Genomic DNA, 16,862 nt, shown 5'->3' with positions numbered 1-16,862 from the left:
GCAGTGCCGCAGTGCCGCAGTGCCGCCATGTCGCAGTGCGGCACTGCCGCGGCCGCAGGCCGCCATCAGCGTCCATGGAATCACCCACCGCGACTCGCCGGGAGTCGGTGAGCGCAACCTGACCGAACGCCGCTGGGTTAGGCGAGGGTTGACCAAGGGCCGGTGATGACGCAGGTGAGGCCCGGGTACTGCACGTTGATGACGAGGCGGTGGCCGTCGGCGGTGAAGCGGGCGCCGGAGAGTTCGCTGGCCCCGACCACGCCGGGCTCCGGGAAGTCCTCCGGTGACCAGTGGTGCAGGTCGAGCGGGGCTATGACCTTGGCTATGTCGACGATCCGGCCGGCAGGGGTCAGCAGCCGCAGGTAGTTGTCGCCGCTGTCCTCGTCCTCGCCGTCGCCGTCCTCGCAGAGCAGGACGCCGCCGTGTGGRCCGACCGTGATCGTGTCCGGCTGGTCGAGGACCTTGCCATCCTTGGACTCGTACAGCAGCGTCAGGACGCCGGTGTCCCGCCCGGTCGGCCGGTAACGCCACACCTGCCCTTCGCCGGCGTCACCCGACTCCGAGGCGACGAACGTCAGCGCGCCATCCGCCCACTCGGCGCCTTCCAGGCCGATGAACCGAGCACCGCCGCGGGCGCGGCCCTGGCTGTACACCGATCCGGGGAACGACTCGGCGTCGGCCGGGTCGGGATGGGCGATGTCTACCCAGGTGACGGGTAGGTTCTCGCCGACTTGCTGACCGGTCTCGGTGTTGTAGGTCGGCTCGCCGCGCACCGCGAGCATCTGCAGCCGTCCGCCGGCGGCGAGCCGGCCCAGGCGATCCGGCAGGAAKCGGTAAAGACCGTCGCCAGGGTCGCCGTTGTCCTCGGTCAGGTAGGCGATGCCGGTTTTCGGGTCGATCGGCGCGCACTCGTGCTCGAACCGGCCCATCGCCCGCAGCGGTACTGGCTCGACCGGCCCGCGGGCGCTCGACGGGACCTCGAAGACATAGCCGTGCGGCTTCTCGTAACCGGCATCGATCCCGTCGACCGTCTCCTCGCAGGACAGCCAGCTGCCCCACGGCGTCGGCGAGCCGTTGCAGTTCTCCAGCGTCCCGTTCAGGACGAGGAAGCTCTCCCGCAGCCGGCCGGCCGCCAGATCGTAGGTGGACGAAGTCACCCCGGCCGGGGCCGCCCTGTCGTACGCGGCCCGCTTGCCGATGCTTTGCTGCTTCACGCCTGGCAGGTCGGGGTCGATCTCGTGGTTGCGCAGGATTCGGATGGTGTCCCGGCCGGCCGCGAACAGTGCCTGCCCGTCGTGCGCGACGGGGGTGACCAGGCCGTCGGACATCCGCGTCCCGGCGGCGCCGAACGAGGTGTACCGGAACCCGCGCGGGAGGGCCAGCTCCGGCCCGGCCGGAACCAGCGGGCCAAGACCGACCGCCGTCCCGCCAGCGTCAGCGCCGGCGCCAGCCCCAGCGCTGGCGCCGGTCTGAGCCGCACCGCTCGCGGGTGTCCCGGCCCAGGCGGCCTGGCCGAGGCTCGCGCTGAGCAGGCCGAGTCCGGTCGCGGTCAGTACCTGCCTGCGTGTCGCACCCATCGCATGCCGCCGTTCGGTTGGTCGGACGGCCGGACAATCGGACGGCCGGACGGGAGGCACGCTAGGGACGAGCGGAGAGGACCCGGCGACGGATCCGGGTCCGCCAGGCCGACGCGGGGCGAACAGTTCGTGCCTTACCTGGCCTGACCAGGCAGGCAAGGGTCCGAGCGTGATCATCGATGATGGCCGTCGTCACGCCACGTGGCCGGATGTGTTGGTGGTGTCGTGACGGGGATGGTCGAGGTGTCTCGAGGTATCACCGCGACATCACCGCACCGCGACCGGCGAGGAGTGACGATGACGACGACAGTCGCCGAATCGATCGACGTCGAAGTGCCTGTCCGCACCGCCTACAACCAGTGGACCCAGTTCGAGTCCTTCCCGCACTTCATGAGCGGCGTGGAGTCCGTGCGCCAGCTCGACGACACCCACACCCACTGGCAGGTCAGCATCGGTGGGGCGCAGCGCGAGTTCGACGCGACCATCACCGAGCAGCGTCCCGACGAGCGCGTCGCGTGGAAGAGCACCGGTGGCACCCAGCACGCCGGCGTTGTGACCTTCCACCGCCTGGGCGACAGCGAGACCCGGGTGACGGTCCAGCTCGACTGGCAGCCGGACTCGGTGCCCGAGAAGGTCGGGGCGGCCGCCGGTGTCGATGACCGCCGGGTGAAGAGCGACCTGAAGCGGTTCAAGGAATTCATCGAGGAGCGCGGCCCCGGCAACCAGACCGGCGCCTGGCGCGGCGAGGTCCCGCGTTCCTGAAGGACCCCGACCCCCACCGACCCGACCCCCACCGACCCGGCCCGACCCGACCCGATCCGGCCCGACCGATCCGGCCCGACCGGATCCGGCCCGACCCGATCCGGCCGGCCGACCCGGAACGGCCCGATCGGCCGACTGACCGGCCCGACCGGCCGAGCCCAGCCATCAGGCCGTTGGGACCACAGGAGCCGGCCCGAGCCCGGGCCGGCTTCTGCCGTCCCGTTGGGCGTGACGAAGCCCACCGGACGGTTGTCACGCGATCTCGCTGGTGGCCGGCTTGTGATCGGCCAGCGCCCGTACTGTCGCCCCGTCGCGGAGCCGTCAGCTGGGCGTGGTTGTCTGGTGAGCGTGACCCCGGATGAGCTGCTCGCGTCGGCACGCGAGACCACAGGCCTCGACGACTTCGGCGACGACGAGCTGTTCGGTGGCGACGGCTGGCGCGACGGACTGGACGTCCTTCTCAAGAGCCTGGAGAACGACGGCAGACTGACCGAGTTCGGCCAGGTCGCCGTGGCGGGCGAGATGGGCGGATACCTGGCCAACCGGCTGCGGATCGTCGCCCATCACCGCGCGCGCCCGGAGATCAGAGAACGAGACGTCGCGTCGCCGGTCGTCATCATCGGGCAGGCCAGGACGGGCACCACCATGCTGTTCGACGTCCTCGCCCAGGACCCGGCCCACCGGGCGCCGTTGACCTGGGAGGTCGAGGCCCCGCTGCCACCGCCGCGAACCGAGACCTACGAGACCGACCCCCGGATCGCCCAGGCCGAGGAGCTCATCGGGCTCGTCGACCTGTTCATCCCGGAGTTCCGGTCCATCCACCAGCTCGGCGCCGGGCTCGCGCAGGAATGCGGTCGGATCACCGGCAGCGCGTTCACCAGCGCGATCTTCGCGACCCAGTACCGGGTACCCGGTTACCTGCGCTGGTGGTCGCACGACGCCGTGCGCGACGGCCATGTCGCCGCCTCGTACACCTGGCACCGCCGCTTCCTGGAGCTGCTGCAGAGCGAGCACCCGGGTACCCGGTGGCTGGTGAAGTCGCCGGCGCACGTGTGGACGCTTCCGCAGCTGATCGGCGAGTACCCGGGCGCCCTGCTGGTGYAGACCCATCGGGACCCGGCCCTCGTCATGGCCTCCACCGCCAGCATGCTGGCCTCGCTGCGCCACCTCTACACCGACGACGTGGACGTGACCGAGATCAGCGGGGAGTTCGCCGAGCTGATCCTGGACGGCCTCGAGCGGACCGTGGACGCCCGCCTCGACGGCACGGTGCCGGCCGGGCAGGTCATCGACCTGCGGTTCGCGGATCTCATGGAGGACCCGCTCGGCGCCGCGCGCGCCGTCTACGACCGGTTCGGCTTCGAGCTTTCCGACGACACGGCCGCGCGGATGACCCGCTTCGCGCGTGACTACGCCCGCGAGCCCCGCGGCCACCAGTACACCTTCGCCGACACGGGCATGGACCTGGCCGGGCTGCGCCGCCGCACCGCCCGCTACACCGAGCATTTCGCCGTCACCAAGGAAGTCGTTTAGGCGCCGCTTCCCCAGGTGCCTCTGGTTGAGGCCGCTGGACACCCGAGGTCGTGGGATTTCTGTCACCATTTACTGGGTGTCGGACAGCGCGTGGCCACGGGAGAAGAGGCTGYCTGGTGGGTGCCAAGCGGTGGGTGCTGGTCGTCGGTGTCGCCGTGGGGCTGCTGGCCGTCGGGGGCGGGGCCGGATTTCTCGCGGGGCGGATGTCAGCGCCCGAYTCCCCGCCGCCGATCCGGCCGGCCTGGGCGGGTGAGAAGGTCCAGCACGCGGCCGCGGCGCGCTACGGGAACATGACGCTGCGGCCGATCGGGCTGACCTGCGGAATGCACTGGGTGTCCGGGACGCACGCCGAGTGGGAGGCGCGCGGGCAGTACTGCCGGCTCGGCATCGTCGTCAACAACGTCGACACGGCGTTCCACGACCTCGACACCGGCGCCCAGCGCCTCGTCGACGCGGCCGGGAAGAGCTACAAGCCCAGCTTCGACGCGATGCGGATCAGACGCCAGCCCGACGTCATGACGATCGGCGCCCACGACGCCGTGGCGCTCGACATCTGGTTCGACGTGCCGAACGATGCCCAGGTCGTCGCGGCCCAGCTGAAGGGCGACGACGATCCGAGCGGCATCGACCCGGTGGCCAACACCCCCCGTCCGGCCGGCGGCGTCCGGGTGCCGCTGTCCTGGTAGTGAACTGTCCCGGTCTGGTAGTGATCCGTCCCGGTCTGGCCATGAACTGTCCGCATCGTCCGTGTTTACCGGGTCGCTCGGACGGCGAGAGTCGCTGTGGGCCGGGAATAGCCGGGGAAATCGGACAGAAAGGTGAGCCGGATGGGCGGGGAGGGCGAACCAGGGGTGTATTCGTGCCGCGTCGACCCGGACGCCGACCCCGCGAACCGGGTGGGCCGGCAGCCGCCGCGCACCCGGGTGTACCGCGGCGGCAAGGTGGAGGCCGAGGGGTTCCCGGTCGCCCGGATCAGCGAATACCTCGCCGAACCGGACACCGTCGTGTGGCTCGACCTGTGCGCGCCGCGCGGCGACGAGCTGCACGTCATCAGCGACGAGCTGAACCTTTCGGCGCTGGCCGTCGAGGACGCTGTCAGCCCGCGTGAGCGCCCCAAGCTGGACCGGTATCCCAGCCACCTGTTCCTGAACGCGTACGCGGTCACCCTCGACCAGGGCAGCGGCGAGCTGACCAGCCATGAGGTGGGCGCGTTCATCACCGAACGCGCGCTGGTCACCGTCCGCGCCGACGAGGGGTTCGACGTCGACGGCCTGATCGCGCACTGGGGCGAGGCCGACCCGGATCTCGCCCAGTTCGGCGTCAGCTACCTGGTGCACGGCTTCCTCGACTTCATCGTCGACCAGCACTTCAACGCCGTGCAGTCGCTCGACACCGAGATCGAGACCCTCGAGGACATGCTGTTCGACGAGCGCCCGCAGGACGGCGCGGTGCAGCGGCGTAGCTACCAGCTGCGCAAGAGCCTCGTGCTGCTGCGCAGGCTCGTCCTGCCGATGCGCGAGGTCGTCAACACGATCATGCGGCGTGACCTGCACGTGGTCGACGCCGAGATGGCGCCCTACTACCAGGACGTCTACGACCACGTCCTGCGGGCGACGGAGTGGACCGAGAGCCTGCGCGACCTCGTCACGACGATCCTGGAGACGAACCTGACGATCCAGGGCAACCGGCTGAACCTGATTATGAAAAGGCTGACCGCGTGGGYGGCGATCATCGCCGTACCGACGGCGATCACCGGCTTCTACGGCCAGAACGTGCCCTATCCGGGATTCGGCAAGGAATGGGGTTTCCTGGTCAGCGTCGCGATCCTCGTCGCCTGTGGCGTGACGCTGTACGCCATCTTCAAACGCCGCGACTGGCTGTAGCCCGGCTCGCTCAGCTCGTCCGCCGCGGTCCGGTCCGGGGAGTCATCAGGCACCCGGCGGCGGGGCCGATCCCACGACGAGAGCCTGGCGGCGGCGGTGGACGGTGAGATAGCGCAGGCCTTCGTGGCTGGCGGCCAGCCGGCGGCGGGAGCGCCGGGGAAGCCACAGCAGGGCGCCTGGCACGAGATCGAGACTGTCGCGTTCGGTGAAGAGCGTGCCCGAGCCGGCGAGGACGTGGACCAGCACGTCGACGTCCGGGCCGACGTGTTCCTCTATCGTCCCGCCCGGCGGCAGGGCGATGATGTTGGAATCCAGGTCGTGCTCGCTGACGGGCAGTTTCCAGACCGCGCCCGCCACGGCCGGCTCCCCGACGCCGGCCGAGAGATCGCCCGTGTTGACCAGGACGCGCGGGAGCGAGGTGGTGGGGTGCTGGGCCATGCTTGTCCTCCGTGCCCGTTTTTACAAGTTGGACTTGTGTAAATTAACCGCTGTGGCGAACGAAGGCGAACGGGACCGCCGTGACGGCTTGTCGTCGGACGGCCGGCGGCTCGAGGTGCTGCGGATCCTCAGGGCGGCGCGCACACCTCGCGGCATCGTCGAGATCGCCGACGAGCTGGGCGTCCATCCGAACACCATCCGGTTCCACCTGGAGACGCTGGTCGCGAACGGGCAGGCGGAACAGGCCCCACCCGACCGACGCCGCCCGGGCCGGCCGCGCGCGCTCTTCCGGGCGGTGCGGGGGATGGACCCGGGCGGGCCACGGCACTTCCGGGTCCTCGCCGAGATCCTCACCGAGAGCCTGGCCGCCGGCCCCGACCCGGGCGTCCGCGCGATCGAGGCCGGCCGGGCCTGGGGACGGCGGGCCGCCTCGGCAGTGCCCGCCTCGGCAGTGCCCGCCTCGGCAGTGCCCGCCCACGGCGACCGGGCCGGTGGCGTTCGTGCCGAAGCCGCGGCCAGCTGGGAGCGACCGGTCGCGCGGCTGGTCCGGCTGCTCGACGGCCTGGGCTTCGCCCCCGAGCCACCCGTTGCCGGCGCGGACGCCGACTCGGCCCCGCCGGTCCGGCTGCGACACTGCCCGTTTCTCGAGCTGACCAGGACGCGGGCAGAGGTGGTGTGCCCGATACATCTCGGCGTGATGCGTGGTGCCCTGGACGCCTGGGACGCGCCGCTCACGGTGGATCGGCTGGAGCCGTTCGCCGAGCCGGACCTGTGTGTCGCCCATCTGGCCCCCGTGGGAGGCAGGTCATGAGTGCTGGGCAGTCGGTAGCYGTCGCGGTCATCTTCGTGTGGCTGGGCATGGTACTGGCGATCTCGTTCCTCGAAGCGCCGCTGAAGTTCCGCGCTCCGGGGGTGACCGTGCCGATCGGGCTCGGTATCGGCCGGCTCGTGTTCCGGGCGCTCAACACGRCCGAGGCGGCCTTCGCCGGGGTGGTCGTCGTCCTCCTGGCGGTCGACTCCCCTCGCCTGGCCGCCCTCGTCGTTCTGGCGGTGGCCGTCGGTGTCCTCGCCGTTCAGCTGGCCGTTGTCCGGCCAAGGCTGACTCGGCGCTCCGACGCGGTTCTCGCCGGCCGGGACGCCCCCCGCTCGTCAGCCCACCATGCATACATCGTCCTCGAGGCGGCCAAGGTGGCGGCTCTCCTCGCGGGCGGCGTCCTCCTGCTCGCCGCCGCCTGACCGAACAGGCCCAACCATCCATGAAGTGGGGGACAGCGATGGAGACGACCTCGTTGACCGAGATCGCCGAGGAACAACTGACGCTGGCGCGCCAGGCCCACGCCGGCCGGGCCGCCCACACGCTGTACGGCGGGCAGGGGCACTCCCTGCGCCAGACCGTCCTCGCCCTGCTGGCGAACCAGGAGCTCGCCGAGCACGAAAGCCCCGGTGAGGCCACCCTCCAGGTGCTGCGCGGCCGCGTCCGGCTGACCGCGGGCCAGCGGGACTGGGACGGTACGGCCGGCGATCACGTCGCCATCCCGCCCGAGCGGCACGCGCTCGCCGCCGTCGAGGACTCGGTCGTCCTGCTGACCGTCGCCACCGATCGGTAGGGAATCGCCACCGATCGGTAGGGAACCAGCACGCTTAGTCGCGGGCGGCCGGGATCTCGTGGTTGGCGCGGATCAGACCGTTCGGGTCGACGCTCGCCCGGACCGCCCGCAGACGCTCGTAGACGTCCACCGGGAAGATCTCGGCCGGGTCCACCGCCTTCTCGGTGAAGTTGAGATACAGGCCGCCGGCCTGGTCGCGCAGCGACTCCTTCATCGTCGCGAGCCACTGCCGGACCGTCTGGACGCCCGCGGGGTCGGGAGCGATGCCGACGCCGAAGAGGATGTACGAGCCGGGCATCCGGGACAGGGCGCCACTGCCGCGCCGCACCCGGTCCAGCTCCCCGCCGAGGTGGCGGATCTCGACGCTGACCAGCGGCGAGCCGGAGCCCGGACCGATCGCGTCGACGAACCGGTCGATGTCGGCCTGGGTGACGTCGGTCAGCACCATGCTGTCGCTCTGGTAGGGCAGCGGCTGCGGCGGATCCATGTGCAACTCGGCGATTCCGGCGGGCGGAACCATCGCGAAGGTGTCGAGGAGCGGTCCGAGACGGCGAAGCGGCTCCATCAGCTGGGCGCCGGTCTCCTCGTCGCCGAGGTACACGCCCTCGACCAGCACGAACGCCTTGCCGCGCATCGGCTCGGGAATCTCGGGGAAGGGCGGGAACTGCATGATCCGGCCAACGGAGGTCATCTCGTCGGGCACGGTCCGGGTCCAGGCCTCCCAGGCGCGCAGCACCTCGGCTGAGCGCTCCCAGGGGAAGAACAGCACGCCGGCGTAGACCTCGGTGACCGGGTAGAGCCTGAACTCGATCGCGGTGACCACGCCGAAGGTGCCGCCACCCCCGCGCAGCGCCCAGAACAGCTCCGGCTCCACGTCCGGGTCGACCCACCGGAGCACCCCGTCCGCGGTCGCGACCTGGATGCCGGTGACGCTGTTGCAGGCCAGCCCGAGCGCGCGGGCATACCAGCCGAGGCCGCCGCCGAGCGTGTAGCCGACGACGCTCACGTCCGGGGTGGAGCCGTGCAGGGCGGCGAGACCGAGCTCGGAGGCCGAGGGGACGACGTCCTCCCACTTGGCGCCGGCGCCCACCAGCGCGCGGCGGCGCTCGGCGTCGATCCGGACCTCCCGCATCGCGTCGGTCCGCAGCAGGACCGCGCCCGCCAGGTCGCCGAGCGGCTCGGCGTTGTGGCCGGTGCGCTGCGGGACGACCCGCATCGCGCGGTGACTCGCGTACCGGATGACGGTGACGACGTCCTGGGCGTCGGCGGGTACGACGATCAGCGCCGGACGCTGGTCCACCACGAGGTTGTAGGTGCCACGCGCCTCGTCGAAGCCCTCGTCGCCCGGCTCGAGGACGGCCCCACGGACCGTGGCGCGCAGCGTCGCGACGTCCGGCTCGGCGCCCAGGGCGAGAGCGGGGTACAGCTCGATTTCCGAATCGGAGATGGTGCTCGACATCGTGACACATCCTTGGTTCTGTTCGGCTCTCAACCTCGACGAGGTTATTCGTATGCGAGCCTCGGGCAATGCATCCAGGAATGACGTCGAGCGGACATCGAACACCCCCTGAGTTGACGTGTAAACGACACTATCCCCTGGTCAAGAGCCTGCCGGAGGTGGTTTGGAGACATTGTCGCCGCGACGGACACCCTTCGTCGAACGCGCTTCCGCGTGTTTTCTTGAATGCCTTTACTCGTATTTACCTGTGCCGTCGGGTGGTGCTACCACCAATGCCGCCGTGGTAGTGGCGTGGCGGCATGGCGAGAGCCGGATGCCACACTGGTGGGCATGAAGGAGCTCGACGGCCGCGCGGTCGGCGTCGACCAGCTCGAGGCGCTCGCGCTGGTCAACTACGGGCACTTCACCTCGATGGAGGTGGCGGACGGGCGGGTGCGGGGGCTGTCGCTGCACCTGGAGCGCCTGGTGCGCGACTGCCGCCAGCTGTTCGACGCCGAGCTGGACCCGGACCGGGTCCGGTACCTGGCCCGCCGCGCCGTGACCGGGGCCGCGGCGCCCGTCGTGGTCCGCGTCACCGTGTTCGACCCGGACCTGCGGCTCGCCCGCCCCGGCGCCGATGCCGTGCCGCGCGTCCTCGTCACCACCCGGCCCGCGCCCGCGCCCCAGACAGGAGCCACCGCGGTGACGCCGACGCCCGGGCTGCGGCTGCGGTCGGCGTGCTACCGGCGAGACCTGCCCGAGGTCAAGCACGTCGGGCTGTTCGGCGCGCTGCGCCTGCGGCGGGCCGCCCAGCGCGCCGGCTTCGACGACGCGGTGTTCACCGACGCCGCCGGCGTCCTGTCCGAGGCCGCGACGTCCAACCTCGGGTTCGTCACCGGGGGCCGCGTGCTGTGGCCCAGCGCCGAATGCCTGCCGGGCGTCACCATGCGGCTCGTCGACCAGGCGCTCGGAGCGGACGCGACGACGGCCGCCGTCACCCTCGCCGACCTGCCCCGGCTGGACGCGGCGTTCGCCACCAACGCCGCGACCGGCGTGCGTCCGGTCGCGGCGATCGACGACGTCCGCTGGCCTCAGGACCACCCCGTCGTGCGCGAGCTGGCCCGGCGGTACGAGGCCATCCCCCCCGAGCCGCTGTAGCAACGGCCGTCACAGCCCGGCCGTCACAGCCCGGGCGTCAGAGCTGGGGCGTCAGAGCTGGGGCGTCACAGGCGGGGTGTGAGAGGCGGGGCGTCGCAGGCTGGGCGGTAGGGCGGGTGCGTCAGAGCCGTGGGTCCACGGGCTCGGACTCGAGGGCGAGGACCGCGAAGACGCATTCGTGGACGCGCCAGAGGGGCTCGCCGGCGGCGGCGCGTTCCAGCGCCTCCAGGCCCAGGGCGTACTCACGGAACGCCAGCGAGCGCTTGCGGCCGAGGCCGCGGGAGCGCAGGCGATCGAGATGCTCGGGGCGCAGGTAGTCCGGGCCGTAGATGATCCGCAGGTACTCCCGGCCGCGGACCTTGACGCCCGGCTGGACGAGGCCGCGCCGGCCGCGAGCCAGCCCGGCCGCGGGCTTCACGACCATCCCCTCGCCGCCAGCCTGTTCGGCCGTCAGCTCCTCCCACCAGGCGGTGGCGAGAGCGACCGACGCCGGGTCGCTCACCCGCACCGGGATCCGCCGGGTGGTCGCGACGAGGCCGCCGTCGGCCGCGGCCAGGCGGTCGGCGACCGCCAGATGCCAGTCGTGCGGCCGGTCGGCGTACGTCGTCCCGGCCGCCGCCCGGGCCGCCGGGCCGCTGGCGAGCAGCATGAACGGCGCGATCCGCACGCCGGCCAGGCCGTCGGTCGGCCAGCAGTAGCGCTGGTAGGCGCGCGTGAACGCCGCCGCGTTGTCGAGCCGGTCCTGGGTCTTGGCCAGCAGGCCGGCTACGTCGATCCCGCGGGCGGCGGTCGCCGCGAGGGTCGAGACCGCGGCCGGCAGGGCGCCGCGGGCAGCGGCCCCCGCCGCGGCGTACTGCCGGGACAGCAGCTCGCTGGCCTTGGCGCTCCACGGCATGATCTCCGCGTCGAGCACCAGCCAGTCGGCGCCCAGCTCGTCCCACAGCCCGGCCGCCGCCACGGCGGCCCGCAGCCGGCCGAGTAGTTCCTCGGCCAGCACGGGGGAGAAGAACGGCCGACCGGTGCGGGTGACCACCGCGCCGGTGGTCCCGTCGGTCGCGCCGAACCGGGCCGCCGCGACGCCCGCGTCCCGGCAGACGACCGCGACCGCGCGCGAGCCCATGTGCTTCTCCTCGCACAGCAGCTCGTCGACGCCGTCGGATCGGTAGGTCTCGAACGCCTCGACCGGGTGCTCCAGGTAGTCGGGCAGCGTGGACGTGGGCGGCGGGCTCATCGTCGGAGGCAGGTAGACCAGCCAGCGCGGGTCGACCGCGAACCGGCTCATCACCTCCAGCGCCGCCAGCGCGTTCTCCGCCTGGATCTGCACGCGCCCGCCGTGCCGCGTCTCGACCGCCCGCCGGCCGAGCACGTCGGCGACGTCCAGCAGGTCACCTTGCCGATGCGGGTCGTTCGTGACCGGGTCGACGTCGGTGGCGACGGTGGTGGCGGTGGTGACGGGTGACAGCGCGGCCAGCAGCGCCTCGGCCGACGCCGGGTCCGCGACCGTCGGGGTGGCTGTGTCCGGCCCGTCCGGGCTCGTCGCCGGCGTGGACTCTGCGAGGGGGCGGGCGGGCTCGAAGTAGACGCGGGCGGCCGGGACCGAGACCAGCTCTCGCTCCGGGTAACGCAGCGCGGTCAGCCGGCCGCCGAAGACGCAGCCGGTGTCCAGACAGAGGGTGTTGTTCGCCCATTCCGGCTCGGGCACGGGAGTGTGGCCGTAGAGGACCGTCGCCGTGCCGCGGTAGTCGTTCGCCCACGGGTAGCGCACTGGCAGGCCGTACGCGTCGGTCTCGCCGGTGGTGTCCCCGTACAGCGCGAACGAACGGACCCGGGCCGACGCGCGGCCGTGGTAGGCCTCCTTGAGCCCGGCGTGCGCGACGACCAGCCGCCCGCCGTCAAGGACGTAGTGCGCGACGAGCCCGTCGCAGAACGCCGTGGCCTGGTCGCGGAACTCGGCGCCCTCGGCGTCGAGCTGCGCGAGCGACTCGGCGAGCCCGTGCGAGACCGTCACCTTCTTCCCGCGCAGCGCGCGGACCAGCTTGTTCTCGTGGTTGCCGCACACGACGAGGGCGGTGCCGTCGGCGACCATGCCCATCGCGAGGCGCAGCACGCCGGGCGTGTCCGGCCCGCGGTCGACCAGGTCGCCGACGAACACCGCGCGCCGCCCCGCCGGGTGGCGCGCGCCGGCCGGGCGCCCCGCCTCGTCGTGGCGCAGCTTGTACCCGAGGTCGACGAGCAGTGTCTCGAGCTCGGCGCGGCAGCCATGGACGTCGCCGATCACGTCGAACGGGCCGGTCTCGTGCCGCAGGTCGCTGAACAGCTTCGTGTAGGTGATGGTCGCCGCCGCGACCTCGGCCTCCGAGCGCAGCACCCGGACGTGGCGGAAGCCCTCCCGGGCAAGGCCGCGCAGCGACTGGCGCAGGTCGGCGCGCTGGCGCCGGATCACGTGCGGGCCGAAGTCGCGGTCGGGGCGGGCGGCGTTGCGCTCCAGGCAGACCCGCTCGGGCGGGTCGAGCACGATCGCCACCGGCAGCACGTCGTGCGCGCGTGCCAGCTCGACGAGGGACTGGCGGGCGTGCCGCTGGACGTTCGTCGCGTCGACGACGGTGAGCCGGCCCGCGGCGAGCCGCTTCCCGGCGATGTAGTGCAGCACCTCGAAGGCGTCGCCGGTCGCGGACTGGTCGTTCTCGTCGTCCGCGACCAGCCCGCGGCAGAAGTCCGACGAGAGCACCTGCGTCGGCAGGAAGTGGGTGCGGGCGAACGTCGACTTTCCCGAGCCGGACGCGCCGACGAGCACGACGAGGCAGACCTCGGGAATCGCGATCACAGCTGGTGCCTCAGCCGGTGCGTCGGTCATCGCGCGTCACCGATCCTCTCCAGGACGGCCAGCTGGGTGGGCGCGCCGAGTTCCGGGTCCGCGGCGCCGACCCCACCGAGGCGGGCGGTGTAGGGGTAGTGGGCGGCGAGGTCCTTGACCCAGGCGGCGAACTCGTCCCTCGTCCACTCGAACCGATGGTCGCGGTGGCGCGGCGCGCCGGGTGCCAGCCCCTCGTAACGGACGTTGTACTCGACGTTCGGCGTGGTGATCACGACGAGCCGCGGGCGGGCCTCACCGAGGACGGCGGCGGCGAGCGCCGGCAGCCGTGGCGGGTCGACGTGCTCGACGACCTCGCTGAGCACGGCGGCGTCGAGGCCCGCGATCCGGGCGTCCCGGTATGTCAGCGACGACGCGACGAACCGCAGCCGCGCCCGCGCCCGGTCGGGCAGCCGGTCGGCCCGCAGCCGGCGGGCGGCCAGCTCGAGCGCGCGGTGCGAGACGTCGACCGCCACGATCTCGGCGAAGCGCGGGTCGGCGAGCAGGTCCCCGACGAGCTTCCCGTCGCCGCAGCCGAGGTCGGCGACGCTGCGCGCGCCGGCGGCCCGCAGCACGTCGAGGATCGCGCGGCGCCGCAGCGTCGCCAGCGACGGCGGGCGCTGGGCCGTCGCCTCGTCGGGTGACTCCGGCGGCTCGTCCCGCGCGGATCCTTCCCGCGCCGACTCGTCCCGCGCCTCAGCCGGCGGCTCGGGGCCGGTCGCCCCGGCGTTCGCGGCCCCCACCTCGTTCTCGGCATCCGGCTGGGCCTGCGCCTGCGCCTGCGCCTCCGGCTGCGCCTCCGCCTCCGCCTCGGTCTCGGAGGCGAGCAGGTCCGGTTCGAAGCCGGTGGAGACGCTCTCGTCGGGGATGTCCTCGACGCCGCCGAGGCGGGACAGCGCGGCCGAGGCGAGGCCGGCCCGGTGGGCGAGGTAGCGGCGGGCGATGAGGTGGCGCTCCGGATGGCCCGGCAGCCAGGCGGCGCCCTCGCGCACCAGCTTGTCGATCTCGTCGCGGCCGACGTAGTAGTGCTTGCCGTCGTCGAGGACCGGCAGCAGGACGTAGAGCTGGGTGAGCGCGTCGGCCAGCCTGACCGTCCCGGTGAGCGTCACGTCGTGGTGCGCGGCGGTGCCCCACTCCGGGAACAGCGGGTCGAGCGGGGCGGGAACGGCGTCCACCCGCCAGCCGAGYGGCGTGAACAGGCGCTCGGCCAGGGGCGCCCCGCCACGCCGGCAGGGGAGCGCCGGGACGTGGATCTCCAGGGGGATCGGCGTCGCGGCCAGCTCCGGCCGGGCCTTGCAGATCCCGGCCATCGCCGTGGAGAAGACGGCCGCCATCGCGACCGCGAGCAGGCTGGAGGCCGCGTACGGCCGGTCGTCGACGTAGTGGGCCTCAGGGCCGCCGCCACCGCCGCCACCGCCGCCGCGCCCGCCTCCGTCCTTGCCCCGGACCAGGCCGACGGGGTCTATGTCGAGCAGCAGCGCCGCCGTGCAACGCTCCTCGGTCGCCTCGGGGTAGAAGACATGGGCCCCGCCAGCCGCCGTGTCGAACCGCTGAGCCCGGTCGGGGTGCTTGTGCAGCAGGAACCCGAGATCGGTCGCGGGACGCGCGGTCGTGGTCAGGGTCAGCAGCATGCGGGGCATTCTTCCTGACGAGGGTGGTCCTGTCATGCGGTTTCCTGGTTGTCAAAAGGCGCGCCCAAGGGCGGGCGGAAGCATTTGTCGGGAAATCATCCCGCCGTTCCCGGGTTCTCCGGCGCGCGGCGCGCGCCGGTTAGTCGGACACTGGGCAGCGGGACTTTCTGGTGTGTTCTTCGATGGTCGCGATATCTGGAAAGTGGGGGCGGTCGGCCATTTACGAGAGACAACCGGCCACGCGTCGCGGCGGAATCGAGCTGCCGCGGCCGTCAGGCCCGGACCACCTGACCTCGCGCGGCGGCTCGTCAGATCAGGACCCGGAGGCTGTGCCGCCCATGGCCGTGCCGCCGGGCACCGGGAAGATGACGCCGCACCTGGGTCTGCTCGGGCTGACGTTCGTCTCGCTTGGGTCGATCATCGGCTCCGGCTGGCTGCTGGGCGCGCTGACGGCCGCCCGGGTCGCGGGCCCAGCGTCGCTGGTCGCCTGGGTGCTGGCCGGCGTTCTGATCATCGGCCTGGCGCTGGTACACGCCGAGCTGGGCGCCGCCTATCCGGTCGCCGGCGGCAGCGCGCGCTACAGCCAGCTGGCGCTCGGCCCGCTCGCCGGGTTCGTCGCGGGGTGGCTCGCCTGGATCCAGGCCGTGGCGCTGGCTCCGATCGAGGCCGAGGCGGCGCTGTCCTACCTGAACAACGTCTGGCCGGGGCTTGTCAGTCCGGACGGCACCCTCACCGRCACGGGCCTGGTGCTCGGGGCCGCCGCGCTCGGGGTGTGCACGGTCATCAACGTCCTGGGCGTGCGGCGGCTCGCGGACACGAACGCCGTCACGGTCGTCTGGAAGTTCCTGGTACCGGTGCTGGCCGTCGCCACGCTGCTGGCCGTCGCCTTCACACCGGGGARCTTCCACGCGGGTGGCGGATTCGCCCCGTACGGCGTGCACGGGATCTTCGCGGCGCTGCCGGCCGGCGTCGTGTTCGCGCTGCAGGGCTTCGAGCAGGCCGTCCAGATGGGCGGCGAGGCGCGTAACCCGGGCCGGGACATCCCGCGTGCCGTGATCCTGGCGACGCTGCTCGGCACGGCGGTCTACCTCGCGCTCGCGGTCGCCTTCCTGGGAGCGCTCGACCCGGCGTGGATCGCGGGCGGCTGGGGGCATCCGGTCGGCGAGGGTGACTACGGGCCCTACGCGACGATCGCGACCGGGCTTGGGCTCACCTGGCTGGCCGTGCTGCTCTACATCGACGCGGTGGTCTCTCCTGGGGGCACGGCGCTGATCTACGTGGGTACGTCGGCCCGGCTCGCGTACTCGCTTGGCCGGGGTGGCTATCTTCCGGGCGGCCTGACCCGGCTGGACCRCCGCGGCACCCCCGTGGGCGCCATCCTGCTCGCGTACGGCCTCGGACTGGTGATGTTCCTGCCGTTCCCGGGCTGGCAGCAGCTGGTGACGCTGATCAGTTCGGCGACGTTCCTGACCTATGCTTTCGCCCCGGTCGCCCTGATGGTGCTGCGTCGCACCGACGCCGAACGGCCACGCCCCTATCGGCTGCCGATGGCCGCCGTGCTGTCCCGGGTCGCGTTCGCCACGTCGAACCTGATCGTCTACTGGGCCGGGTGGGAGAACGACCAGAAGCTGGCCATCGGCATCGTCGCCGGGTTCGTGGTCTTCGCCGGCTACCGGGCTACCCAGCCGGCGGGACGCTGGCCCGCGCTGGAATGGCGCTCGGCGCTGTGGCTGGTGCCGTGGCTGGGTGGCCTGACCGTCATCTCCTGGCTCGGCCAGTTCGGCGGCGGTCTCGCCGTCATCCCCTTCTGGGTCGACCTCGCCGTCGTCGTGGTCTTCAGCACCGCGATCTTCGAGCTCGCCGTCCGCACCGCCCCGCCCGCCGCGCGCTCCCGCCGCCTGATCGAGACGGAGCTGGCCCGCCCCTGACCGTCCCTGAGCCGCCGGCTCGGGCGGAGTCGTCAGCTGGGTGTTCGCGGCAGTTC

The 16,862-nt window shown here is 72.5% G+C and carries 14 protein-coding genes; 9 read left to right on the top strand and 5 right to left on the bottom strand.

What is annotated here, in order from left to right; genetic code table 11:
* Positions 1-137: 137 nt before the first annotated feature.
* Positions 138-1,577, bottom strand: coding sequence for an alkaline phosphatase PhoX (locus BL253_RS01595; protein ID WP_076812875.1), 1,440 nt, complete (start codon positions 1,575-1,577; stop codon positions 138-140).
* 297 nt (positions 1,578-1,874) lie between these two features.
* On the opposite strand from BL253_RS01595, the gene BL253_RS01590 reads away from it, so the two are divergent.
* The 4 genes from BL253_RS01590 to BL253_RS01575 all read left to right on the top strand — a co-directional run bounded on the left by BL253_RS01590 (position 1,875) and on the right by BL253_RS01575 (position 5,755).
* Positions 1,875-2,339 carry an SRPBCC family protein gene (locus BL253_RS01590; RefSeq protein ID WP_076812872.1) on the top strand — a complete coding sequence of 155 codons (465 nt, stop codon included), beginning with the start codon at positions 1,875-1,877 and terminating at the stop codon, positions 2,337-2,339.
* Between the two features lie 342 nt (positions 2,340-2,681).
* Entirely contained in the window at positions 2,682-3,872 is a 1,191-nt protein-coding gene (locus BL253_RS01585) for a sulfotransferase family protein (RefSeq protein WP_241834419.1), read from the top strand.
* Positions 3,873-3,988: 116 nt separating this feature from the next.
* On the top strand, positions 3,989-4,558 hold the full coding sequence (locus BL253_RS01580; RefSeq protein WP_076812869.1) for a hypothetical protein: 570 nt from the start codon (positions 3,989-3,991) through the stop codon (positions 4,556-4,558).
* A 141-nt stretch (positions 4,559-4,699) separates the two neighbouring features.
* Positions 4,700-5,755, top strand: coding sequence for a magnesium transporter CorA family protein (locus BL253_RS01575; RefSeq protein ID WP_198946121.1), 1,056 nt, complete (start codon positions 4,700-4,702; stop codon positions 5,753-5,755).
* 45 nt (positions 5,756-5,800) lie between these two features.
* On the opposite strand, the gene BL253_RS01570 is transcribed toward BL253_RS01575, so the two are convergent.
* The gene (locus BL253_RS01570) at positions 5,801-6,193 is read right to left on the bottom strand and encodes a cupin 2 conserved barrel domain protein (RefSeq protein WP_076812867.1); all 393 of its coding nucleotides are present in this window, start codon (positions 6,191-6,193) and stop codon (positions 5,801-5,803) included.
* Positions 6,194-6,245: 52 nt separating this feature from the next.
* On the opposite strand from BL253_RS01570, the gene BL253_RS01565 reads away from it, so the two are divergent.
* Genes BL253_RS01565 through BL253_RS01555 form a run of 3 tightly spaced genes read left to right on the top strand, consistent with a single transcriptional unit; the run spans position 6,246 to position 7,800 of the window.
* Positions 6,246-7,004 carry a helix-turn-helix transcriptional regulator gene (locus BL253_RS01565; RefSeq protein ID WP_076812864.1) on the top strand — a complete coding sequence of 253 codons (759 nt, stop codon included), beginning with the start codon at positions 6,246-6,248 and terminating at the stop codon, positions 7,002-7,004.
* Entirely contained in the window at positions 7,001-7,429 is a 429-nt protein-coding gene (locus tag BL253_RS01560) for a hypothetical protein (RefSeq protein ID WP_076812862.1), read from the top strand. The genes BL253_RS01565 and BL253_RS01560 overlap by 4 nt, the downstream gene beginning before the upstream one ends.
* Positions 7,430-7,449: 20 nt before the next feature.
* Positions 7,450-7,800, top strand: coding sequence for a cupin domain-containing protein (locus BL253_RS01555; RefSeq protein ID WP_241834418.1), 351 nt, complete (start codon positions 7,450-7,452; stop codon positions 7,798-7,800).
* Between the two features lie 34 nt (positions 7,801-7,834).
* Here the strand turns inward: BL253_RS01555 and BL253_RS01550 are convergent, their stop codons facing one another.
* Complete coding sequence (locus BL253_RS01550; RefSeq protein WP_076812856.1) at positions 7,835-9,259, bottom strand: FAD-binding oxidoreductase; 1,425 nt, start codon at positions 9,257-9,259, stop codon at positions 7,835-7,837.
* Between the two features lie 291 nt (positions 9,260-9,550).
* On the opposite strand from BL253_RS01550, the gene BL253_RS01545 reads away from it, so the two are divergent.
* Positions 9,551-10,396 (top strand): aminotransferase class IV family protein, encoded by an 846-nt coding sequence (locus tag BL253_RS01545; protein ID WP_241834417.1) that lies wholly within the window; start codon positions 9,551-9,553, stop codon positions 10,394-10,396.
* 121 nt (positions 10,397-10,517) lie between these two features.
* Here BL253_RS01545 and BL253_RS01540 read toward each other — a convergent pair whose 3' ends face one another.
* A complete protein-coding gene (locus BL253_RS01540; RefSeq protein ID WP_076812851.1) occupies positions 10,518-13,250 on the bottom strand; it encodes a polynucleotide kinase-phosphatase in 2,733 nt (910 codons plus the stop codon).
* Complete coding sequence (locus BL253_RS01535) at positions 13,247-14,878, bottom strand: 3' terminal RNA ribose 2'-O-methyltransferase Hen1 (RefSeq protein WP_076812848.1); 1,632 nt, start codon at positions 14,876-14,878, stop codon at positions 13,247-13,249. Before BL253_RS01535 ends, BL253_RS01540 begins: the two co-directional genes overlap by 4 nt.
* Before the next feature lie 338 nt (positions 14,879-15,216).
* Here BL253_RS01535 and BL253_RS01530 point away from each other — a divergent pair, with 338 nt between their 5' ends.
* Positions 15,217-16,806 (top strand): APC family permease, encoded by a 1,590-nt coding sequence (locus BL253_RS01530; protein ID WP_076812845.1) that lies wholly within the window; start codon positions 15,217-15,219, stop codon positions 16,804-16,806.
* Positions 16,807-16,862 lie beyond the last annotated feature (56 nt).

Origin of the sequence: Pseudofrankia asymbiotica (assembly GCF_001983105.1) — a bacterium.
GTDB lineage: Bacteria > Actinomycetota > Actinomycetes > Frankiales > Frankiaceae > Pseudofrankia > Pseudofrankia asymbiotica.
The sequence above is the reverse complement of the archived record's forward strand: the minus strand, read 5'-3'. Positions and strand labels throughout refer to the sequence as shown.